The following is a 20,815-nucleotide window of genomic DNA, read 5'->3' on the forward strand; positions in this document are numbered from 1 at the left end:
TTACATTCTACGAGAGTGGTTAGTATCGAATAGGTGCGGTCGACGGGCACAGAGCCTCGGTCGCACACGGGTGACCGGTTGAATCCACAACCGTTTACTGTCCTTGGCGACAGGCAACAACCGGCCAATAGCAGCCGGTCTCAACCGACGGAGAACAGCCAAAACCGCACACTCATAAGCGTTCGTCATTCTCTACGCAGACTCGTAAGTGAATGGCTCCAGCAAAATTTGAGGTTCGACCCACAACCTTAAACCGTAGGGAATTACCGAATACCCGTCGTATCGCCCAGGGAAAGTATTCGAAGCTGCAAACTCCAGGAATTTACCGCGCTTGTCATCAACAACGCGGATACCGGGGCATCCGAGCATTGTGTATTTGATAATGGGGTTGGGTAGTGAAGCCTCACTCACGTGAATTTCCACATCAGATTCATATTGCCAAATTGTCAATTTCAGTCTGACAGTACCTTGCTCGATAACGTAACGGTGTGATGTTCCGGACTCACCCTCGGAGGGGAAGACGCCGAGTACGGCGATTAGATCAAAAGGATCCCATGTTAAAAGGGGCATAAAGCATCCTTTGCTGACATCACGATGAATTTGATCCCATTCTAATCATCAGCCATCTGTAACGCAGTTTTTCTCCAAGACGTCTTGGCCATAGGCTGGGCAATTTTTCGCAATCCTTCACCAAACGAACATTTGCGATCTGGAGGACTCTACGGTTTTTCCCCTCCGTCCGCTTAGGGTCGTTTGCAGCCGGTCATGAGAGGCAAAAAAAGGCCAAAAGCTGCCAGTCCTGAATCCACGTCTCTGTTGAGGCAGCTGGCTGCTAATCCCGTTTTCAGGACAATTGCATCACGCCTACGGTCTGCCAGTACAGCAAGCCCATGTGAGGGACCGAGACCTTACCTGCACAGGCATGATGGAGCAGGTAGAGAAATCGAGCTGCGCGCCGGATGTCTGTAAGAATTTTAGGCCGCGTCATTCTCTGGCATCTGGACACCGGGAGTGAACTGGGCGTCAACTAGATTTGATGCGTAAACTATTCGAAGTGGCTCTGCACCAAGCGGTACAGCGTCGCCAGATCGCTGTGAAACGTTTCGACTGGAGCAGTCTCGCGGTTTATAGCGGCTTTTCATCCTCTCCCGGTATTTCGGCGGCCTCAGCAGCGAATCTGATGAATCTAACGCTTGGAATTTGATTTTCGATGCTAGTAAGAGAGGTAGACAGCAGAACATCTTCTGCTTGACTAACCTCGACAACTACAGTGATGTTGCTTGTTTCCAAGGCATCCCTGAGGAGTTGAACATTGGGGTTGCGCGCCAACTCTTCAAGTTTCGCGAGAACCTCGTCATGGCGTTGTTTGGCGGCGACCGCAGCCGACTTTCGATAATAGGCCGCAACAGCCTGACCAATAATAAAAAGCACGCCAGAAAGCAGTATTGTTTCTAACGCAAACTGCCTGTTAGACGTTAGTTCTTCAGGGCCTTCCAAAAAGAAATGCTGAATAAACTCATCGCCATTGCGAAATACTTCACTAAACTCCACCATGTTATTTATAGTTACTTGCATTGCCAAGCCCTCAAAAAAGATCAGATGGAATTATTTTGCCGGCGGAGCATTTTTAAAGCATATTCTTGGGGTGACTCAGCATCTAATCCAAGGTATGAGACAGCGGCAGCGACCTTGGCGCATGCGTTGGTTGCGGGGTGATCAAAACTTTGCAAGCGGTCCAACAGCACCGTAGGATGATACGGAAAGTTGCTAGAATTGAGCCCTTTCAGCATATAAAGCGGTATATAATTGACAAGACACCTAAGATAGTTCTCACAAAGTTGTTTCGACATCATGCAAAATGCGAATCCGTGCATATCATAAATTCTTTTATAGAAAGTTAGACCACGCCCATATGGTGAATCCATGTCAGCTATGGCTGCCGCTATTTTAATAGGCAGCTGACTTATTGCTTCTTCCGGAGTCATAGCGAAACGTATTGAACATAACGGGACTTTTGAAATAATGTCTAGCGACAAGAAGCTGTGAAGCTCGGCCATTCCCTCATCAGTAGTCAACAGATGAAAGTTAAAAACGCTTTTTTTTCGAGCCGAGAGAGCGTGGACCTGCTTACTCATCTGATCTGACATAACACCTGCTCGAAAAAAAGCGACGTTGGCTACCACTTCTGCACTGTAGCCATCGAGGCGCTCGATCGCCGCTGCAGTTTGATAGCCAGCGAATAGATGATCAATGCGCTGATGATCGTTCGCGCTGGTATCGAAGGCGTGGCGGTGTTGCGCAAGTATCGCGCACAAATCAGGTTTGAGACGTAAGGGTTGATAGTGTTTGGAAATTTCATACTCGACTACGTCCTTCGGACTTATATTCGCTGCGACATAGCTTTCGTCCAAAATCCGTTCGTTAAGTATCATGCCGATTTGTATGTGCATTAGCTGGTTATCGACGGCTTTCTCAATCGCTAAAAAACCAACATCCAAGTCTTCTGGGGGAAGCTGTGTGCCAGTTATCTGAAGGCAGGTATTTTTTATATATTCAGGCAGCTCGCCCTGATTATTGACCACGTAGACATTGAACGACCATTCAGACTTCAACTTATCCAGAATCTTCTGGTGATACTGTTCAAGTACATTCCCAATTAAACCTGGGTGCGTCAACAAGGTTGCGAACGTTGGCAAACGCAAAAAAAATGCCTTATTAGACACTTCCATTATTCCTGCAGGTAATGTGGACGCCCCTCGAGGCCAACCTGGAGCGATCGGGCAATAAAACTCAACAACAGGGGCAAGCGATCCCACAATAGGGTCTAGCTCGGAGTCTGGTCGGCTCATATGTTAGCTCCATGACTTCGCGTTGTTGTTGCCGCATGCAGTCATCCGTCCTCGGAACTGGCGAACATTCTGCATAACGAATCGTCAAAAGCGTATCAGGCCTTCACTATTTTTTTTCTAAGGGTAATCATAGACGCGATTCCGGAGGCGGTGCTCATTTTCTAAGGCGGTACCTAATACTCATGGATTTCGGCAGTGAAGCGGTGAAAAGCTTCGGAGCTGGCCGAGTCGACATCGCACTCGCAGTCTACCGACGCCGTAGGCGCAAAAACGCTCGCAACAAAATAGCCGTCGAACCACTCCCTTGAGATCGTCATCTGCTGACCGATCAGTTCTTGCAAAACGTACTTGATGTCGGCGGTTGATGCCGCGTGCGGGTGATGTAGGTGCTCGTCGCAGGGTGCTATCGGCCAGAAGCAGCCGGTGGACGGAGCGATAGCAAATGAGTAGCTATGCTTGGTCTACTGCCGGTACTGATTGAGCAGATTGAGCTTTCCGTCCATGGTGTATAAACCCGTTCAGCGGTCACCCGACTGTCACAATGCCCAGCCTAGTCAGGATAGACGACAGAACAAGGAATGTTATCCACCAAGCCCGTGAAGGCGTTATCACCCACTTGGGGTCTATTTAGAGTTAGGCCCAAAGAGGAGTCCGCCATGACCGTAGTCGATCGCCTCAGGTATTTGCGCGTCGTTCTAGTTTTGGCTGGCCTCGCGTGCCTTGCTCTCTACCCACTTATGTTGTTCTGGCCGTCCGGCTGGGCCTGGCACGTCGGTCACTCGGACTACCCGATGATGATCGTTGGCATATACGCCACACTTGGCGTGTTCTTGATCCTGGCCGCACGTGATCCATTAGCCAATCTGAGCCTAATCTGGTTCACCGTGTGGTCTAGCGCCGTACACGGAGGAATCATGGCCGGCCAGGCGGTCACCCAGCCGGGGCAAATGGGGCACTTGGCAGGTGACGTGCCGGCGCTCTTCATCGTGGCGGTTGTCTTGGCCATCTTGACGCCCCGCTCGCAATTGGCCGCTCGGCCCCGGACACACAATGGGGCCTAAGAGCAGGTTTGACTGTCAGGGTCGAGACGAAAATCGCGTTTCTACGCAAATTTTTGGTCTGGTGATCAACCAACGCCGACAGATTTTACGTAGCAACGCAGTCTTCAAGAATGTGCCCGCGTTTTTTCACAGCGTGGGGCGTTTTCTGCCTGTCACGACTGACCGGTTTGGGTCGATTAGCGACCACTACGCAATGCGATTGATCCACCCTTGTCCTCCCTCAACCTGGAGGACAAGCCATGAACACTATTGCTTTACATCGCCGTCAGCCTTGGAACAAGGGAAAGCTTGTAGGGCAGAAAGCCCCGCTCCGAGTCAGAGATATCTGGGCTATTCGGGTCAGGCTTCAGCTCGCGGAGAAGACACGGGATCTGGCTCTCTTCAACTTGGCCATCGACAGCAAACTGCGTGCCTGTGACTTAACCAAACTGCGAGTACGTGACATTGCGCATGGAAAGCATGTTTCGTCACGGGCCATCGTGATGCAGCAGAAAACTCAGCATCCAGTGCAGTTTGAAATTACTGAGCAAACACGAACAATTCTGGAGGCTTGGATGCGTCAGGCGCATCTTCGCAGTGAGGACTTTCTGTTCCCGACGCGTTTGCACGGATCAGATCATCTCTCTACCAGGCAATACGCTCGAATAGTCAAAGCATGGGTAACAGCCATTGGACTTGACCCGACGATGTACGGTACCCACACGCTACGGCGAACCAAGGCTTCGTTGATCTATCGCAGGACCAAGAACTTGAGGGCAGTCCAACTCTTGCTTGGTCATACGAAGCTCGAAAGCACTGTCAGGTACTTGGGCATCGAGGTAGACGATGCTCTAGAAATGGCAGAGCAGACAGAAGTCTAATCATCCACTGCGACGGTCGAGCCCAGACCGTCGCTTTCCGACCCAAAGCTGCCGGTGCCGAACAGCAGCGATTGGCCAGAAGCGGACGCGCACTTCATCTAGGCACTCTGTACTGCTACCCAAAGCACCATCTCGTCGACGTCGCTGATTGCACCTTGCTGATCACTGGTAGTGTGAATCCGCAGAGAGTGACTGCGAATTCACAGCTGGGGCCTGTCGTTTTTTAGTGAACTACTTCTTGGATTGCCGGCTGAATGTGAGTTCCCCAAAGTTTTACGAGAGGGCTACAAGTGATGTGAAACATTAGCCAGCATGCGTAGATGCAAGGGGCGCTGTAGCAGTTGCTAGCAGTGAGTTTGCCGTGAGCCATTTCGTGCCTCAGCATAGGCCCGCCCTTTAGGTTGAAAAGCAGATGGAACATGTATGCTATGTCCTTGCCGAATGCCTGCTCTAACTCATCTTTACGGTTCGAGTACATTTGACTGAGAGACTGGTCTTCCTGCGTAAGGTTAACATTGAGCTTTGCTGTTCTGGCGCCCCGGTTAGTAAGCACGTATCGGAGAGAGTTTTCCAATTGTGGAATGAGTGCATGAACAGCAGAAACCATGTCTCCTTGAATCATTCGAGCGAAACCCAGTGCAAAAATTGCCTCGTGCCCTGGTGGTACGAAAGCACTGTGGGAAACGAGTGGCTCCAAATGTCTCTCGTCGATGCACTCGTACTGAGTCATGGTGATGCATGCAGGCTTAATGAAGGCTTCGGTTTCAACATGATAGTGGAACCCAACTTCTGTGAGGGCTTCATGATCGAACCACTCTTCAGAAGGCTTGTCTCCGAAACCAGCTGATGGAGATTGAGCAATCATCTTTCCTTGCTGGTCGGAATAACTTTTCCCCATGCTTGAAGATAGAAAGTATTTATTTTTCTTTTGGAGGCAGTTTTTATGTAGCGCGATTTTCTCTGGTGGCCTCGAAGCAAATGCAAGTCGGTACAGCATTTCGTGAACTTCCAGGCCCTCGAATTCATCAACCGTTGCCTGTCGTGCGTCAGTTAGGTCTACGGGTATGCTGAACTCGCCCAATTCCGATAGCGAGTCTTCCTCAAATTGCTGTAACTCTAGCTTTAGCTCATTGATTCGCTCATTCATGCCACCAATAGATCTTAGCTCACCAATCGCTTCTCTTGTCCATGATGCTTTAGCCATATTTGAGTCGATTGCATCCCTCATTCTTAGTGTCTGGTCAACAGCGTTTACCTTGCACTGGGCCGAGGCTTCTTTGTCGCCTACTTTGGAATATGCATAAGCGGCATACAGCCAAACTTTTTTCACTGCTTCTGCGTATTGTTTGTCCTTGGTAGCTGTAGCCATTGACTCTGCATCATTTGCTATATCTCCCCATTCAAGCAAATCGAAGCTCTGACCTAGAGAGGAAAGCCTATGGAAAGAAATCAAATTTAGTTTGTCTTTTGTGATCTCATACGCTTTTGCGAACATCTCTTTTGCATAATCCGGAATAGCCTTTCTCTTCCCGGTTGAAGCGTATATCGCAAATGCTCGCTCAATAAGATCAACAACCTTTGAAGGGACTTCGAAATCTGATTCGTATTGATACAGCAGGCCTCCAGTGAAGAACAGGCTCACGGCATCAAGGTACGAGGTAGACGCAATCTCCGCCATTCTGTGAAGCTTTCTATTCGTGTACCAGCAACTGTCTGCGATTCGCGCACGAAGCAATGGATGGTCGATATGGTCAGTGACTTGCGTCAAAGCGTCTTGCTGCTCACCTATGTAATCACTTGGTATTAGTGTCCTCCGACCATCCATGATCATTTGAGGACTAAACGCGTCAGCCCTGTTGGGGTTGAAGTGGTAACTGCAAATCACAGCAAGCACGCTGTAGGCACGTCCGGCAGCGGCCTCTCCCAAATCTTTGGCATCTTGAGCCGCCCTTTGGAATACATCCTGCAATGTATGGAAGTGGAGGGTGTTCGTTAGGGTAAGGATGGACGAAAGACTGACGTGCTCAAAGTCATCTACGGTCGCCACGTCCATCACGGGTTGGTTTTCCTTCTGATCCTGCTCACCCACGTTCAAATCCTCCACGATTCAAGGTGGAGTCAGCTTATCCGAATTCGCGGTGGTAGCCACGAGCCACTGAACGGCCCTCTGTAGGGATCTATAGGCAGTGGCAGTCGTTAGTGCCAGGGCGGAAGGGGTTCAGATGGCTGTCGAAGGCTTCTGTCCAAAACCAGTCATTCCACGCCCCCCCGCGAAGGGGCGTTAGCAGCCATTTACGAACAGCTACATTCGACCCATTGCAGACGTTCGCGACAGACAGCTACTGGGCAGTTTCTGTCTATGGGGCCGCAGCGTTTTATGGTTCTAGGATTTACCGCTCAATCCGCCATTTTTCTCATAACGGCTGATCACAAGGCATAATGGGGGGTAGAAGCCGTCCTTCTGGAAATAAATACATGAGATAAATTATGAGCGATATAACTTCCGAGATAGTTAAGTGGCTAACAGAAAAGCATTCGACAGGCGTCCGCTCAATTTATGGTTTTGAGTCCGTCTTGGTGATCGCTGTGGGTATCGGCGCTATGGTCAGTGCAAAGTCGCTTGTCGCAAAACGGAATGCGCTTAAAAAGCGGATGACTCGTGATTTTTCCGAGACCCACTTAATCGCAACTTTACGAGCAGAAGAAGCTGGAGAAACGGTTAGATATGTCGCAACGCTGGGCAGTACCAGCGAAGGGCTCACTGTTATGATTGTTCGCGAAGCTGGACCGGATCGTGTGAAATCATCCAGCCCTTCAATGCGATCACTGGATGAGGTTGACGCTTGGTTGAGAAGCAGCACCCCATTTATTCTTGCTGACTTTAGGAATTGAAACGACTGTAGTGCGCTGGTGGTGGAAGGTTGCTTTCGACCCGTTGCAGCCACTCCCAAACGCCCAAACACGCATTCTCGGTTAAGGGAGCGAATGACTTGAGTCGCCTGTCAGGCACGGAGCTGGTCGAATAGCTTTTGCAAAAAAACATCACCCGCCACTGAGTCTGAAAGCAAGTAATGCCCAGACCAACTGTCCCAGCCAGCTACGAGGCTGAATTCAGAACACTGGAAATTTTGGTGAATTTTTTCATCAAGGCCTATGACGGGTGAACCCGATCGTCTGAACCCTCGGAGTTTGATCAGGTTTTCAGCTAGCGATAACCAGCAAGAGTCTGACACCTCGTTGAAACAGAGTGTCAGATACCCGTTAGCTGCCGTGTCGAGAGTTGGGTTCATCTATTACCGTCTATGGGTTGACGCGAAGGGGATGCGCAAGCACGGCTGCGAGCGCGTTTGTTAAGTGCCTGATCAAGCTTGAGAACATTTTATTGCGTTGGCGAGCTGCTCGGCTTTGTCGCGTAACTCAATGAATTTTTCGTTCAACTCGACATGACCAGGTTTCCAGGAAAGGGTGCCATCGACATAGTTTTGACCAAGAATGAGATCATTGAGTGAGCCCATTCCGCCATAGGCTGACAGAAGGTACTCAATCCCTGAGAAATCAGAACCCAGCAATCGTGCTCTTGCCTTATGCATCCAAGCGCTCCAGTGGGTATCTCCATCGCTTTCAAGCACGGCTGCAAGCTGATCAAGAATGAAAATCAGCTCTTCGGTTTTCGGTCCCATTTTTTGATATCGTCCAAAGTGAAACGCGGCATAAGCGGGATGATCCGTTTTACTTGCCCGCTAGCTGCATAAGCTACTGTTTCGCCTGTAGGGTGTCCACGGGCCGCTCCTGGCCGGTAGCTTCAAACATGTCCTTGACTGCCCGCCAGCGCAATCAACGCAAATCCTACGGCTTCTGATCTTCAGTGACCTCCTGCCAGCTGTCATCGGGATCAAACCGTTTCATCGACTGTGCGAGTTTATAACCCTCGGGTCCCAGGTCTTTCTCGAACACCTGGCCCTCATGGCTGATCATGAAACTCATCACCCCGGTGTCATCGTATTTCGCCGGCCAGGCAATGAGGGCAAAGCCACGGCTCATCTTGTCGCCGATGAGGTAGCTGTAGGCGCCGCCGGGTGCGGAGGGGCCTTGTCCGTCGAGGATTCGGAAGTGGTAACCATGCCAGTCTTCATCGGCGATGGCTTTGCCGAACAGCGGCCCCAATGGGCTGATTTGACCGCTGTCGTCGTCCGCCCAATAAAGTCCGTCGTGCTTGCCGGGGGTGCTGAAGATTTTCTGCGCATATTCAAGGGCGCCGTCCCCGTCACGGTCCACTGACGCATAGTCCATCTGGGCGTCGTGATAGGTCAGCACCGATTGCACCGCGGCCAGTTCGTTGCTGCCGATTCGCCGCGTACGGATTTCGGCGCTACCGGCCTTCATGTCGAAGCGCCAACCCTTTTCGGCTTTTACCAGGGGTATCGGCAGTGTCCAGTGGTCACTGCCCACTGACAGGACAGCTTTTCGCTCACTGGTTTTTTCGATGGCATGTTGCTCGCGGTAAAGCTTCAAAAACGCATCCACGTCACTGCGCTGGACGCCACCTCGCGGGATGAAACTGCGCCAGTCTTCACCCAGCAGCTGCGTCAGGCGTTCCTGATCGGCGTGTTTCGTACCCAGTGCTTCGACGAACGCCTGGGCAGCCTTTTCCGGGGTTGGAAATGCCTGCTGTGCCGTAGCCACGCATGACCATGCCAGGCTGCCGATCATCAGGATACGAGGTAGCAAGCCCATGAATGCTTTCTCTTGAAGATGGTTTTTCAACGCCGGCCCCCCCCTCTTTGGCGCATGGGAGGACTGGATGGCCGGCTGATCTGATGACCGGCGGATCGCGCTGCACTGGGGCGCATGGCGGATGCCTGGCTGGTACGGCCACGCAGGGCTTGGGCGTTCGATCGGGACGGCGAGCGTGCGCCGGCGAATGCGTTGTTGCGGGCGCTGCCGGCACTGGCCGTCGGGCGTTTTTGCGTTCCCTGGCGCGCCTGGGATTCCTGACGGCGCTGACTGGTCTGGGCGGTCTGTTGCCTGGGCTGCTGATTTTCCCGGATGTTTCTGCCCGTGCCTTGGCTCCTGTCAGACGCCTTCGGTCTGTCTGCCCCGGCTTGCATGCGATTACCGACTGAGGGTTCGGACTGCGCTCTGCGCGCTTGATCACGGGCCTGGCGATTGGTGGTGGCGGGTCGCTCGATACCGTGTCTGTCCATTGAACTGCGGGCTTTTTCTCGCGCCTCGGCGCGTTGGGCATTATCCCCGCGAAATGCCTCACGTTGATTGGCACCGTCCAGTTGCCGGCCGTACTGCTGACGGCTCCTGCTGTCTCGATAGGGAACGCCATCGCGATGAATGGAATTGTGCTCCCACTTGTTCTGGTTCCGGTTGATCTGGGTGTTGCGATTGATGTTGTTGTAGCGGTCGACGTCGATGTCGATGTCGTTGTTGTCCCAGTCACAGTCCCCCCACAAGGAGGCGACGATCGCCACGCCGGTGCCGAACGCCAACCCGGCCATCAAGGCAGATCCGGGGTAATACGCAGGGGGCGGTGGATAGTAGACGGGCGGCGAAGCAGGATAGGCCCAGGTGCCATAGGTCGTGGTCGGATTGTAAGTGGGGACGTACACCACCTGCGGGTCGGCAGGCTCGATGACGATGGTGGTGGAGCTGCTGGCAGGGGCTGGGGCCTGGGCTGCCGGTGCCGGTGCCGTCTGAACCGTCACGTTCTGGTATTGGTTGCTCTGCAGGTTGCCTGCGGCCTGCGCCTGATGACGCAAGCGTTGCACGCCGTTCATGACATCGTCGGGTTGCGCCAGAAAGGCATCGCCCAGGCGTTGCACCCAGACGGGGTCCTGTCCGAGCGTTGCCAGGACCTGTGGGAACGCGACCAGCGCCTGTACGCTCGGGTCCCAGGTCTGGCTCGACACTTGTTTGACCGCATCATCGCCCTTGGCGTCCGGATGGGCTTTGGACCAGGTGACCGCCTCGGCGATTTCCCCGGGGTAGGTGCTGGCCATCAGCACCTGTGCCAACAGTGGGTCCGGGTAGAGCGCAATGGGCGCCAGCATCTGGTCCAGCTGCTCCTCGGTAAACACCACCTCTTTGGCCGGTGCCGCTTGGGGCGCCGTATCGGCAGCGTTGGCGGGTCCCTGCGGCGACTGCGCCAGGCAAGAAAATCCACTTAGAACCAGTACAACAGACACTGCGTAAAGTAGAGAAGTGCGCATCGCCCCACCTCATGTGGTCAGGCAGGCTTGAGAAGGCTGGGTCAATGTCAGGGAGTGAAAACAGCCGACCTCGATGACAAAACTAAGGGTAGCAGACCCCCACGGTTTAGCCGCCCGTAGTCTGGAGATTGAGCTACCGAGGGCGGGGTAGATGAAAGTTGTTATCAATGATGGTTTGCACGATTTCCACCGAACCGTTTATGGCGAACTGAGCACCCATGCAGACGAGTAGAAAGCCCATCAGGCGTGATATCGCATCTATGCCTGATTCCCCTGTTATTTTCATGATTAATCCTGAGCTGCGCAGGCAGATCCAGAGAATAATCGCAGTCAACAAGAAGATTAACGGCGGTGCGGTTAATAGCACCCAGGCTGGAAATAACGTGCTGTGTTTGATGGTCGCCGAAGAGCTGATAATCATCGCGATGGTTCCTGGCCCGGCCGTACTGGGCATGGCCAGCGGAATGAAGGCGAAACTGGCCTGTTCCTTTGGGTTGTTGACGGCGGCAGAAGCCTGGACGGGCGGCGGGAAGAGCATCTTCAAACCCATGATCATGAGAATACCGCCGCCGGCCATTCTCAAGCCCGGAATGGAAATGTTGAAAGCGTCCATCACAAACTCACCTATGTAATAGGTCAGTGCCATGATGAGAAAAACATAGAGCGAAGTTGCAAGCGCCTGTCTGTTTTTTTCTTTTTGGGTAAGGCCTTTGCTCAGGGCGATAAATAAAGCCACTGTTGTAGGCGGATTGGTCAGTGGCAGTAACGCCAGTAATCCAAGCGCGATAGCATTCAACAAATCTGTCATATCGAAGCGTCCGCAGCAGCCTTTTTCAAGGCCTTTGCTTGTCAGGCACCTAACGCGAGGTTTTGATCTTCATGACCTCGGTGTAGATGGCATTGATCGTCTGACCCACCTGGAGCTTCTTCATTCGTTCCTGAAGCTGCGGGTCCTCGACCTTCAGGACGGTCAGTTCGCCTTCCGGCGGAAGCAAGGTCACTTCATGCTTTTTCAAGTCAATGCGAGTGATCTTTGACGTGACCTTGACCCGGCGAACCGCCTCACCGCCCGGATCAGGATTGTCCTGGGTGGCACGGACAACCACGGATTCATTGCTGACCCCTGGTGCAGCGTCGACATTCGTGTCGAGCACATAGGCGACCGTGCGAACAACGTGGATATCGACCTTGTCGCCAACTTTCAGATTGCTCAGGGTCTTGGCCTTTTCCGTGAGCTGGATGGATACCGGGTTTTTGTTGGCGTCTTCTATGGTGACCTGGTGATTGGCCGGATCAACGGCCAACACCCGGGTGACGATGTGACCTTCCATGGAGTGGCTACCCAATGGCACCTCGGCTGCATGGGCCGCAAAGCCGATCGCGGCCATGATCGAGGCAAGGACAACAACAGTAAGGGAGGGAATCGGTTTCATGGGCCTGTTTTTCTTTTGTTGGCAGGTAGAACAGCGCTATGGATTACCGGTGGGCGCGTTTTGCACACAGGTCAAAGCATAGACATTGATTGCCGGGGTGCCCCATCACGGTGTCGATCGGGGCTGTTCGCCTGTTTCCGAGGGCGGCTACTGTTCAGGGGCGCAGGGATTGAGCTTCAAGAGAGGTTTGAGGTGAGCATGCACGGACATGCATGACAGTGGGCCCTTGCCCGCAGGTGGCAATCGGCTGCGGATTCAACCGGTCGCCATCGTCGGCTTTGGCTCGATCCAAGTCATACAGCCGCCGATCATCCGCCCGGTGAAAGGCTTCGTTGGAAGCCTTTTCTGATAGCGCTGAAGGGTGCACGTGTCGGTAAGACGCGTGCACGGGCTTTCCCTCATGGTTCTGACATGACGTCCGGGCGACCAGCGTCATATTCGTCGACGATCAGCGCCATGGGCCGACAGTGCCCAGGGCGGGATGCGTTCCTGGAATTCACACGCTTAGTTAACCATCACCTCGTCCAGTGCCTGCTCCAGGATGCTGACCGTGCGCTCGATGTTGTGCAGCTTTTCGAGTCCGAACAGACCGATGCGGAAGGTCTGGAAGTCGGCCGGCTCGTCGCATTGCAACGGCACTCCGGCGGCGATCTGCAGGCCGTGGCTGGCAAGTTTCCTGCCGCTCTTGATGTCGGCATCATCGGTGTAGCTCACCACTACGCCAGGGGCCTGAAAGCCGGCTGCGGCCACGCTTTTGATGCCTTTGCCGGTCAACATTGCGCGCACCCGATCGCCCAGAACCTGTTGTTCGCCGCGGACCTTGTCGAAACCGTAGGCTTGCGTCTCTTTCATCACGTCGTTAAATCGCGCGAGGGAATCGCAGGGCATGGTCGCATGGTAGGCATGTCCGCCCTGTTCGTAGGCCTGCATGATCTGCAGCCACTTTTTCAGGTCGCAGGCGAAGCTGCTGCTCTGCGTCTGTTCGATGCGCTCGAGGGCCAAGGAACTGAGCATGACCAGGGCGCAGCAAGGGGAGGCGCTCCAGCCTTTCTGCGGTGCGCTGATCAGCAGGTCGACGGCGCATTTGTGCATATCAACCCAAAGCGTGCCCGAGGCGATGCAGTCCAGCACGAACAAGCCACCCACCGCATGCACGGCGTCGCCGACGGCCCGCAGGTACTCGTCGGGCAGGAGAATCCCTGATGAGGTTTCAACGTGAGGAGCGAAGACAATCTGCGGCTTGTGCGCCGCAATGGCTGCCAGCACTTCGTCCAGCGGGGGTGGGGCGTAGGCAGCCTGGCGACCGGTGTCGACCGGTCGGGCTTTGAGCACCGTGGTGGCCGCCGGGATGTTGCCCATCTCAAGGATTTGGCTCCAGCGATAACTGAACCAGCCGTTGCGTATCACCAGGCATTGCTGGTCGGTGGCAAACTGTCGCGCCACCGCTTCCATGCCGAATGTGCCGCTGCCCGGGACCACCGCTACAGCCTGGGCGTTGTAGACCTCTTTCAGGGTCCTGGAAATGTTCTTCATCACGCCTTGAAATGACTGCGACATGTGGTTGAGCGAGCGGTCGGTGTAGACCACTGAGTACTCGACCAGCCCTTCGGGATCGATACTGGGATATAGCTTTGACATAGGTGACTCCTTTGGCAGAGATCTCAGTGGTATCGACCCTGCCCTAAGGCTTGGCAAAAGACAAGATTGCTCGGGATTGAATGACGACTTCGGTCGAGCGGCCGCACCTGTCTTTGAAATACAAAACGCCAGATGTAATGCATCGGGCGTTGGGTTGAAACGGGTGTAAACCTATTTCAGGACTAGACAAATGAATAAATCCGTCCCCTTTTCGCGATGCTTCTTTGGGTGCGGTAGAAAGCCGTACGGAGCGTATCTGCAAAGTTCTGCCAGGCGTGCAAAGGATCGATTATGGGGAGTGATCACTAATGCCCGGAGGCGACTGAGCCAAATCGAGCGTCATTTAGTTTGATTCGACGGATAAATACCGGCTAGCCGCGCGATTACAACACCCACGTAAAAGACGCCCGAAAATTCTTCGACCATCACAAGTGAGCGGGCGTGGTTGGTCAATGGGATAATCTCACCGTAACCGGTGGTCGTGAGCGTCGTGAGGCTAAAATAGATCAGTTTGAAGAAAGTGCCGGGCTGTCTGAAGTCGAGGAGGTCAGGGCCGAATGAACCAGCGGCGGATATCTCGACCAGGGCATAGACGAAGGACCAAACGAAGGCCAGCATGATGTAACCCGCAAGCGCGCCATGCAGCTTGTCGGCTGTAATTGGCCCGCGCTTGAGAATATAGCGAAGCACTCCGCTAAACGAGACGGCAAGAGACGCCGCATACAATATCCCGGCAAAGAAAAGAATCGCGATACTTTCAGCCCACAACGCCGACCATTGAACGCCAACTCCAAGCAACGCCAGGCCCAGTTTGAGGATGCCCCCCCACCGAGTCTGCCTGGTGGCGAAAGCGCCCACGAGCAGCACGATTGAAAACAGAATGCCGAGCAACGTGCGAGCAAATAGACCTTCCTCAAGAAAGGGAAACAGGAGGATCAATCCTAGTAAAAGCAGCAATAGATAGGTGCAGGGACCTCGCCCTATTACCAACTGAGCTAAATCCTCGTCGGATTCGGTCTTATTTTGCGGATTTTTCATACCGGTTTCCCAGAGGCTGAAATAAAGCTCGAGAACTGACGTTGCACGGTTGAAATTTGACCTGGCTTTAGAAGAGTCGGCAGTGAAATTCTAGTCGCGAATGCATGTGAGAGGATCCAGCCAGACCGCATTGGGTCGGTTACTGCCATTTGTGACCGGCAGCTATGGGCCGTTTTCTGCCTTTCACCACCGGCAGCTTTGGGCGTTTCCTGCAAGCATCCCGGCAGCTTTGGTTCGTGTACGGTCCCTCGCGAAGGATTGAATCAACCCATGGCTATCCCTCGACCAAATGCGCTTTGACGCGATTTCCCTTGCATCGTAGCGAGCATTGGCTGTGTCACCGCATGTCTCAGCTCATGCCATACCGTCATCCAGTGGGGCTACCCTGTGAAAGGCTGAGCTGATGTCCAGTTAAGACCGATGTCTGCTGTCATACGTAAGAAACGCATGGATAGCATCGACGATCGCCGGTTCGATCTGGCTCAAAACTAGATCGTGCGGTGGATGCAAGATGGCCGTATGCACCAGCGACTCTGTCATGCGCATAGTCATCCACGCGGCCACGGCGAGGTCGGGATGTTTGACGTCATCGGGATGATCGGCCAGCAGGCGCTGGATATGCCGGTGAATATCGGCTTCCACGCCTTTGCCGCTGTTATTGCCCTCAAAAAACGGCCGTTCGTTCTCCAGCAGGCGATGCAACTGCGGCTCGACCTCATGGGCCGCCATGGCCGCCCGGACGAGTCGCACGATTTCGCCACGTAAGCCGCCATTGCCGGGGGCGTTGAGAATGGCTTCGATGGAGCGGGCCATCTGCTCGGCGTGACGGCTGTGCAAGGCCACCAACAGGGATTCCTTGTTGGGAAAATACTGGTAGAGCGATCCGACGCTGACACCGGCCTGTTGCGCCACGACGTTGGTGCTCATGCCGGCATAGCCGCGCTCCAGTAAAACGCGAGCACTGGCTTCGAGAATGGCATCGACCATCGCCACGGAACGGCTCTGGCGCGGGAGTTTTCGAGGTTTTGACAGGTTGGGATCGGGCATGGTCTGGCGCGAGTAGTGAATGCGAGTGATGGCTCGTATTATTGGTTTTCCGAAGCCTGGCGTCAACGCGACACAGGTAGGACTGACAGAGGATAACCATGAAACACGTTTTGATAATTGGCGGTGGCTTTGCGGGCCTGTGGAGTGCTGCCTCCGCCGCCCGGCAACTCGCAGAGCTGGGGAAATTGGCTCAAATCACCCTCATCAACCCTGAACCATGGCATAGCATTCGCGTCCGCAACTATGAGGCTGATCTCTCGGATACCCGGGTCGATCTGTCTTCGGTGCTTGAACCGATCGGCGTCGATTTGCTGATTGGCAAGGCCACTTTCATCGATACGGATTCGCGGGTCGTCACGGTGCAAACCCAAGCACCAACGCACGAATCGACCCTGAACCTTCCCTACGACACATTGATTCTCGCAAGTGGCAGTCATCTCGTACGTCCGTCGACTCCCGGCGTGGCCGAACACACTTTTGATGTCGACACTTATAGCGCCGCACTCAAACTGCAACGTCACATCGATGACCTTGCGACAGCCCCGGCCATGCCCGGCCGCTTTACTGCACTGGTGATCGGCTCAGGGGCAACGGGAGTTGAGATCGCCTGCGAACTTCCTGCTCGTCTTCGCGCTGCGGCTGGCAGTAGCGATGGCTCGGGCACACCTGCCCCGGTACGAGTGATCCTGGCCGATCGCGGGCCAAAGATTGCGCGCGGCCTGGGAGGCGGACAGCCCGTCATCGAGCGCGCGTGCCGCGAACTGGGAATCGAATTGTTGACTGATTTCGGCCTTGCGTCGGTGGACAGCCATGGCGTGATACTTAGCGATGGGCGCCGCATAGAGGCGTCAACTGTCGTTTGGTGTACGGGTATGCAGGCCAATGAACTGACGCAATGCGTAGAAGCGAAACAAGACAGCCACGGCCGGCTGAAAGTCGACGAATTCATGCGCGTCTCGGGCATCGACCATCTGTTCTGCGCGGGCGATGTTGCCCACGCGCTGATCGATGGTGACCGACCGTCCGTCATGTCCTGCCAGCATGCACGCCCCATGGGCCGCTTCGCCGGACATAACGCAGTGAATGAGCTTTTTGGCCTACCCATGCAGCCCTTGAGCATCGATTGGTACACCAACATTGTCGACCTTGGCCCTTGGGGGGCGGTCTATACACAGGGCTGGGATCGAGAGGTTGTTGCAGAGGGTGCTCAGGCCAAAGCCACCAAATCGGTAATCAACTGCGAGCGGATTTACCCACCCCGCCAAGGCAACCGAGAGCAGATACTGGCAGCGGCGACACTAGACCTGCAACGACCACCGCAGCTCAAGCCTACGGCAACGACGTCATAGACAAATGGTGTGGACCTGCTCTCGCTGGCAACTCTGCCTTGCCCGCGTGTGGCCGTTCTCTGATACTCACGTTAGGCAGCAAACGGTAGACTGCTGCCTACGCTCCATTACAAGTTGACTAGGGCTTGGACGGATCTGCCGGACGCCAGATTAGTTTGCTGGTGTCATACCCCTGTCGCTGAGCAATCTTTAGCAGCTGTTCGCGGTTGACGCCGTTGATTTCAGATGCGCGTGAAAGCACCCATAGATATTCCCGGTTCGGGTGGCCGACCAGTGCGAACTGGTAGGCGGGGTCGTGGTAAAGCACCCAATACTCACCTTTGGTTATTCCTGGTGCAATGCGGCTGAACCAGTTATCAAATTGCACCCACAGTTTGTCTGTCTTACCTGGCTGCTGCGATTCGGCAATTCCGCGTACCTCTTTCCAGTCGCCATTCTGTTCCCTGCAACGATTGGTGACGTCAATGCGGCCATCATCACGTAGACCATAATGCGCTTCTGACTGCTGGCAATTGCGCTGAAAGAACATAGGTAACCTGGCCTGCTCGTACCAGGTGCCCTGGTATTTTTGCAGGTCGACTTGCATGGTGGCGGGAGGGGAGTCCTGGCTTGAGCCAGCGCACCCAGCGAGTGCCAATCCCAGACAGGAAAGTAGAACGATCTTGCGAATCGACATATAGACCTCCAGGTTGACAGAAGAAACACACATGTCATTGGAGGTAGGTGAGAGTGAAAAGTGCTATCGATTTCTTGATGGCGGCGTTCACTATTGGCACGGGCCGATTGCTGCCTTTCGCGATGGGCCACTGTCGACCCAAAGCGGTCAAATCACTAAACGCGTGTTCCACCGACAGAGAATGGAATTCGCTGAATCTCCGTCTCGCTCATTACTCGCCAATCACTTGGCAAAATACCGTACTCGAACTCGGCACTTTCCAGCGCCTCATCCAACCCGACCATCAAGTGGTCGCCTTCAATCTGGAGTTCTCCGTAGTCCTGAAAGCGTATTTCCAGATACACCAGGTCATCGCCTTCGACCTTCAGGCCGAAAAGCACGATGGCGGTTACGTCAGGCCGGAATTCGCTGATTGTCCTTACATAAGCAAATAGGTGACTCGTGGACTGGGGCATGGCGTTGGCCGCATATATTGATGGTGCGTTACGGCATTCTATATGACTGCTTTTGGCCGATAGGTACCTGTCGCGAAGGGCTTCATTCGACCCAAAGGTGCGAAGATCAAAAGTGCCAACGAAACACGTGACAATTCATCCAACAGGCATGACTGGCCTGATGTGCCATGCCAAGGCAAGGCAGATGGTCGGGCGGTGCATGACTCGCGCCTAAGTATGCGGCCGATGGTTATTGTGGCTATACGGCCAAGAGGATGTCGCAGTATCTGCCAGTGCACCGTGTGATGGGGCAGCCAGTTCCTCCAGATGGTTAATGACGTCGTCCGGTTTGAGCACCAGTACGTCGCTGTCCAGGGTGTCCAGAATCATCTCGGCGGTGTTGCCGATCAATGCGCCGGACAGTCCGGTACGGGCCACGCTGCCGATCACCGTGAGCACGGCTTCGAGCTTGTGCGCGATGTGCGGGATCAGCACATCGGCAGGACCTTCTTCGATATGCAGGCGGTCGTCGCTGACGTCGAATTCGGCCTGAAATGACTTGCACAGTTCGCGATACAGCCCCTGTATGCTTTCTTTGAGTTGGAACACAGAGTCGGCCGCCGACAGCATGGGATAGGGATGAGCGCTCAACATATGCAGCGTGCCGCCGGCCAGTGCGGCGATGTCATAGCCGTGGCTGACGATGCCGGAATGCAGGACGCGATGCTCCATATCACTGCTGCCAGCATCTATTGCCGCGAGGATGGTGCCACCGACCCACGGCTTTGCGGATTTCACGATAAGCACCGGACTGGGGCAGTATCGCAGTAACTTCCAGTCCTCCGGGGTGAGCAGGGCCTTCATCAGCGGGGTGTCAGGCAGGTGCTGCTTGATCACCAGGCCGCAGCCCTCCGCTTGCTGGGCGGCGATGATGGTCTTGTGTGAACTCCCATGCCAGGCCTGCTGGGTACTGACGCTAAACCCCTCCTCTACCAGTACGCCTTGCATGTCGTTCAAGTAGGAGCAGTGCTGCTGTCTCTTGTCGCAGGCCAGAAGATGCAGGTGCGATTGAGTAGCGCTGGCAATCATTCTGGCTCTATTCAGCGTCAGGTCGTTGGACTGCTGCGAATCCACCACCACCAAGGTATTGCGAATGGTGTGCATGAGCGTCTTCCTGTGCGGGAGTACAGTTTTTATGTGGAGCGGCGGCACGGCGTTCTAGACCTATGCCATTTCGGGGCGTACGCGTTAGGCCACCCCTTATCCGCCCGTCAGCCGGAAGCTCACTTACCGAAATCATGCACGCGACAGCTAAAATCGAATGCCTGCCAGCCCAGCCCGATTGTTGACGCTCGATTCGAGTTGGCAGTAATTACCGGAACGGCTGCTGATCGCTCATGCAACTGCGCAAGTTAAGCACTGGCGCTGTTCTACCATTGCATCTATATTGAGTTGTAACGCGACCGGTACACTTCGTACCGACTAAACTGCGTTCTTACTGATGGTTGCGCTACTGGAAAAGAAGCGTGTGAACGTCGGCCGCGTTCAATTCCAAGCCTGCGCCTATCCGCCCGCGCATTTATTACGCGCAGATGGATACCTCCGACCTTGGTGGAGTAAATCGAGGTGATTTATTGCGGGCGTTTTTGCCCGCTCAACTCGGTTGCTAAGTATGACGACTATTCTGCTTAAGGCTTAGTTAGTTGGTCGGTTGATTTAGTTGATTTTCACCTAAGAACCCCCCTGAATCGACCCTGTTCGATCTGAGGGAAATGCGCTGTTCTGCTGGTTGGACGGCTGAAGCATGTCCGGTATAAGCACCGTTTGAATTTGTCTGAATGACAGTTCTTGGCCGATTGTTGACTGCCACCAAGGGCTGCGATCGACCCATAGCTGCCATTGAACAACGACAGCGTTTGGCTGATAGCGGTTGGGTGATGGTTCTTTTAGATGGATGTTTCAAGGTCGAAATCGTCCTTTATAGTTTCTATCCTTTTATCCAATCGTCCTCAAGGTAGGGCATAAGGCCTGAACAACATCCGGGATGTATCGCTGACGCCCCCTAAGTGTCTATCGTATGCCTGCTCAATCTGACCAGTTCGGTACATTTAATTAGTGCGCTATCGACCAGCAGTCGGAAGTTTTCATCGTTTCGATCGACCATCATTGAGGTCGTTGAATACGGCCCGCGACAGTGTTGAACTCACCCCTA

Annotated in this window: 19 protein-coding genes and 1 pseudogene; 4 read left to right on the forward strand and 16 right to left on the reverse strand. The window is 54.1% G+C overall.

Annotation, left to right across the window (positions count from 1 at the left end; genetic code table 11):
• Window positions 1–192: 192 nt before the first annotated feature.
• The 3 genes from ACW9HW_RS07160 to ACW9HW_RS07170 form a co-directional block, all read right to left on the reverse strand.
• Entirely contained in the window at window positions 193–570 is a 378-nt protein-coding gene (locus ACW9HW_RS07160; RefSeq protein WP_095195266.1) for a hypothetical protein, read from the reverse strand.
• 555 nt (window positions 571–1,125) lie between these two features.
• Entirely contained in the window at window positions 1,126–1,575 is a 450-nt protein-coding gene (locus ACW9HW_RS07165) for a hypothetical protein (RefSeq protein ID WP_457399133.1), read from the reverse strand.
• A gap of 20 nt (window positions 1,576–1,595) precedes the next feature.
• Window positions 1,596–2,849, reverse strand: a complete 1,254-nt coding sequence (locus tag ACW9HW_RS07170; RefSeq protein ID WP_457399135.1) for a hypothetical protein — start codon at window positions 2,847–2,849, stop codon at window positions 1,596–1,598.
• Window positions 2,850–3,505: 656 nt separating this feature from the next.
• Between ACW9HW_RS07170 and ACW9HW_RS07175 the strand changes: the two genes are divergently transcribed.
• Both ACW9HW_RS07175 and ACW9HW_RS07180 read left to right on the forward strand, forming a co-directional pair.
• A complete protein-coding gene (locus tag ACW9HW_RS07175; protein ID WP_095195269.1) occupies window positions 3,506–3,910 on the forward strand; it encodes a DUF6632 domain-containing protein in 405 nt (134 codons plus the stop codon).
• Between the two features lie 239 nt (window positions 3,911–4,149).
• Entirely contained in the window at window positions 4,150–4,770 is a 621-nt protein-coding gene (locus tag ACW9HW_RS07180; RefSeq protein ID WP_095195270.1) for a tyrosine-type recombinase/integrase, read from the forward strand.
• Between the two features lie 223 nt (window positions 4,771–4,993).
• Here ACW9HW_RS07180 and ACW9HW_RS07185 read toward each other — a convergent pair whose 3' ends face one another.
• Window positions 4,994–6,859 (reverse strand): DUF4209 domain-containing protein, encoded by a 1,866-nt coding sequence (locus tag ACW9HW_RS07185; protein WP_095195271.1) that lies wholly within the window; start codon window positions 6,857–6,859, stop codon window positions 4,994–4,996.
• 398 nt (window positions 6,860–7,257) lie between these two features.
• On the opposite strand from ACW9HW_RS07185, the gene ACW9HW_RS07190 reads away from it, so the two are divergent.
• A complete protein-coding gene (locus ACW9HW_RS07190; RefSeq protein WP_457399137.1) occupies window positions 7,258–7,662 on the forward strand; it encodes a hypothetical protein in 405 nt (134 codons plus the stop codon).
• Window positions 7,663–8,132: 470 nt separating this feature from the next.
• On the opposite strand, the gene ACW9HW_RS07195 is transcribed toward ACW9HW_RS07190, so the two are convergent.
• From ACW9HW_RS07195 to ACW9HW_RS07230, 8 genes are all read right to left on the reverse strand, one after another.
• Complete coding sequence (locus ACW9HW_RS07195) at window positions 8,133–8,450, reverse strand: DUF6966 domain-containing protein (protein ID WP_095195273.1); 318 nt, start codon at window positions 8,448–8,450, stop codon at window positions 8,133–8,135.
• Between the two features lie 166 nt (window positions 8,451–8,616).
• Window positions 8,617–9,504 (reverse strand): DUF2950 domain-containing protein, encoded by an 888-nt coding sequence (locus ACW9HW_RS07200; protein WP_457399139.1) that lies wholly within the window; start codon window positions 9,502–9,504, stop codon window positions 8,617–8,619.
• A gap of 26 nt (window positions 9,505–9,530) precedes the next feature.
• Window positions 9,531–10,988 carry a DUF3300 domain-containing protein gene (locus tag ACW9HW_RS07205; protein ID WP_457399141.1) on the reverse strand — a complete coding sequence of 486 codons (1,458 nt, stop codon included), beginning with the start codon at window positions 10,986–10,988 and terminating at the stop codon, window positions 9,531–9,533.
• 133 nt (window positions 10,989–11,121) lie between these two features.
• Window positions 11,122–11,796, reverse strand: coding sequence for a MarC family NAAT transporter (locus ACW9HW_RS07210; protein WP_457399143.1), 675 nt, complete (start codon window positions 11,794–11,796; stop codon window positions 11,122–11,124).
• Window positions 11,797–11,845: 49 nt separating this feature from the next.
• Window positions 11,846–12,421 carry a riboflavin synthase gene (locus tag ACW9HW_RS07215; protein WP_095195277.1) on the reverse strand — a complete coding sequence of 192 codons (576 nt, stop codon included), beginning with the start codon at window positions 12,419–12,421 and terminating at the stop codon, window positions 11,846–11,848.
• Window positions 12,422–12,925: 504 nt separating this feature from the next.
• Window positions 12,926–14,059 carry an alanine--glyoxylate aminotransferase family protein gene (locus ACW9HW_RS07220; RefSeq protein ID WP_457399145.1) on the reverse strand — a complete coding sequence of 378 codons (1,134 nt, stop codon included), beginning with the start codon at window positions 14,057–14,059 and terminating at the stop codon, window positions 12,926–12,928.
• 339 nt (window positions 14,060–14,398) lie between these two features.
• Window positions 14,399–15,097 (reverse strand): ion channel, encoded by a 699-nt coding sequence (locus ACW9HW_RS07225; RefSeq protein WP_457399147.1) that lies wholly within the window; start codon window positions 15,095–15,097, stop codon window positions 14,399–14,401.
• Between the two features lie 411 nt (window positions 15,098–15,508).
• Window positions 15,509–16,144, reverse strand: coding sequence for a TetR family transcriptional regulator (locus ACW9HW_RS07230; protein WP_457399148.1), 636 nt, complete (start codon window positions 16,142–16,144; stop codon window positions 15,509–15,511).
• Between the two features lie 98 nt (window positions 16,145–16,242).
• Between ACW9HW_RS07230 and ACW9HW_RS07235 the strand changes: the two genes are divergently transcribed.
• On the forward strand, window positions 16,243–17,493 hold the full coding sequence (locus tag ACW9HW_RS07235; RefSeq protein WP_095195282.1) for an NAD(P)/FAD-dependent oxidoreductase: 1,251 nt from the start codon (window positions 16,243–16,245) through the stop codon (window positions 17,491–17,493).
• Window positions 17,494–17,611: 118 nt separating this feature from the next.
• Here the strand turns inward: ACW9HW_RS07235 and ACW9HW_RS07240 are convergent, their stop codons facing one another.
• The 4 genes and pseudogenes from ACW9HW_RS07240 to ACW9HW_RS07255 all read right to left on the reverse strand — a co-directional run.
• Window positions 17,612–18,169 carry a lipocalin family protein gene (locus ACW9HW_RS07240; RefSeq protein WP_457399150.1) on the reverse strand — a complete coding sequence of 186 codons (558 nt, stop codon included), beginning with the start codon at window positions 18,167–18,169 and terminating at the stop codon, window positions 17,612–17,614.
• A gap of 155 nt (window positions 18,170–18,324) precedes the next feature.
• Window positions 18,325–18,624: a hypothetical protein gene (locus tag ACW9HW_RS07245; protein WP_095195284.1), complete on the reverse strand. Its 300-nt coding sequence runs from the start codon at window positions 18,622–18,624 to the stop codon at window positions 18,325–18,327.
• Window positions 18,625–18,834: 210 nt separating this feature from the next.
• Window positions 18,835–19,767: a universal stress protein gene (locus ACW9HW_RS07250; RefSeq protein WP_457399151.1), complete on the reverse strand. Its 933-nt coding sequence runs from the start codon at window positions 19,765–19,767 to the stop codon at window positions 18,835–18,837.
• Between the two features lie 845 nt (window positions 19,768–20,612).
• Window positions 20,613–20,785: pseudogene (locus ACW9HW_RS07255) on the reverse strand (amino acid ABC transporter substrate-binding protein); the annotation flags it as partial.
• Window positions 20,786–20,815 lie beyond the last annotated feature (30 nt).

This window comes from Pseudomonas sp. SDO5532_S415 (assembly GCF_054071155.1).

Excerpts from the sequence above, each read along its gene's own strand:
- ACW9HW_RS07160 (WP_095195266.1), bottom strand. The coding sequence starts at position 570 with ATGCCCCTTTTAACATGGGATCCTTTTGATCTAATCGCCGTACTCGGC.
- ACW9HW_RS07165 (WP_457399133.1), bottom strand. The coding sequence starts at position 1,575 with ATGCAAGTAACTATAAATAACATGGTGGAGTTTAGTGAAGTATTTCGC.
- ACW9HW_RS07170 (WP_457399135.1), bottom strand. The coding sequence starts at position 2,849 with ATGAGCCGACCAGACTCCGAGCTAGACCCTATTGTGGGATCGCTTGCC.
- ACW9HW_RS07175 (WP_095195269.1), top strand. The coding sequence starts at position 3,506 with ATGACCGTAGTCGATCGCCTCAGGTATTTGCGCGTCGTTCTAGTTTTG.
- ACW9HW_RS07180 (WP_095195270.1), top strand. The coding sequence starts at position 4,150 with ATGAACACTATTGCTTTACATCGCCGTCAGCCTTGGAACAAGGGAAAG.
- ACW9HW_RS07190 (WP_457399137.1), top strand. The coding sequence starts at position 7,258 with ATGAGCGATATAACTTCCGAGATAGTTAAGTGGCTAACAGAAAAGCAT.
- ACW9HW_RS07195 (WP_095195273.1), bottom strand. The coding sequence starts at position 8,450 with ATGGGACCGAAAACCGAAGAGCTGATTTTCATTCTTGATCAGCTTGCA.
- ACW9HW_RS07200 (WP_457399139.1), bottom strand. The coding sequence starts at position 9,504 with ATGGGCTTGCTACCTCGTATCCTGATGATCGGCAGCCTGGCATGGTCA.
- ACW9HW_RS07205 (WP_457399141.1), bottom strand. The coding sequence starts at position 10,988 with ATGCGCACTTCTCTACTTTACGCAGTGTCTGTTGTACTGGTTCTAAGT.
- ACW9HW_RS07210 (WP_457399143.1), bottom strand. The coding sequence starts at position 11,796 with ATGACAGATTTGTTGAATGCTATCGCGCTTGGATTACTGGCGTTACTG.
- ACW9HW_RS07215 (WP_095195277.1), bottom strand. The coding sequence starts at position 12,421 with ATGAAACCGATTCCCTCCCTTACTGTTGTTGTCCTTGCCTCGATCATG.
- ACW9HW_RS07220 (WP_457399145.1), bottom strand. The coding sequence starts at position 14,059 with ATGTCAAAGCTATATCCCAGTATCGATCCCGAAGGGCTGGTCGAGTAC.
- ACW9HW_RS07225 (WP_457399147.1), bottom strand. The coding sequence starts at position 15,097 with ATGAAAAATCCGCAAAATAAGACCGAATCCGACGAGGATTTAGCTCAG.
- ACW9HW_RS07230 (WP_457399148.1), bottom strand. The coding sequence starts at position 16,144 with ATGCCCGATCCCAACCTGTCAAAACCTCGAAAACTCCCGCGCCAGAGC.
- ACW9HW_RS07235 (WP_095195282.1), top strand. The coding sequence starts at position 16,243 with ATGAAACACGTTTTGATAATTGGCGGTGGCTTTGCGGGCCTGTGGAGT.
- ACW9HW_RS07240 (WP_457399150.1), bottom strand. The coding sequence starts at position 18,169 with ATGTCGATTCGCAAGATCGTTCTACTTTCCTGTCTGGGATTGGCACTC.
- ACW9HW_RS07245 (WP_095195284.1), bottom strand. The coding sequence starts at position 18,624 with ATGCCCCAGTCCACGAGTCACCTATTTGCTTATGTAAGGACAATCAGC.
- ACW9HW_RS07250 (WP_457399151.1), bottom strand. The coding sequence starts at position 19,767 with ATGCACACCATTCGCAATACCTTGGTGGTGGTGGATTCGCAGCAGTCC.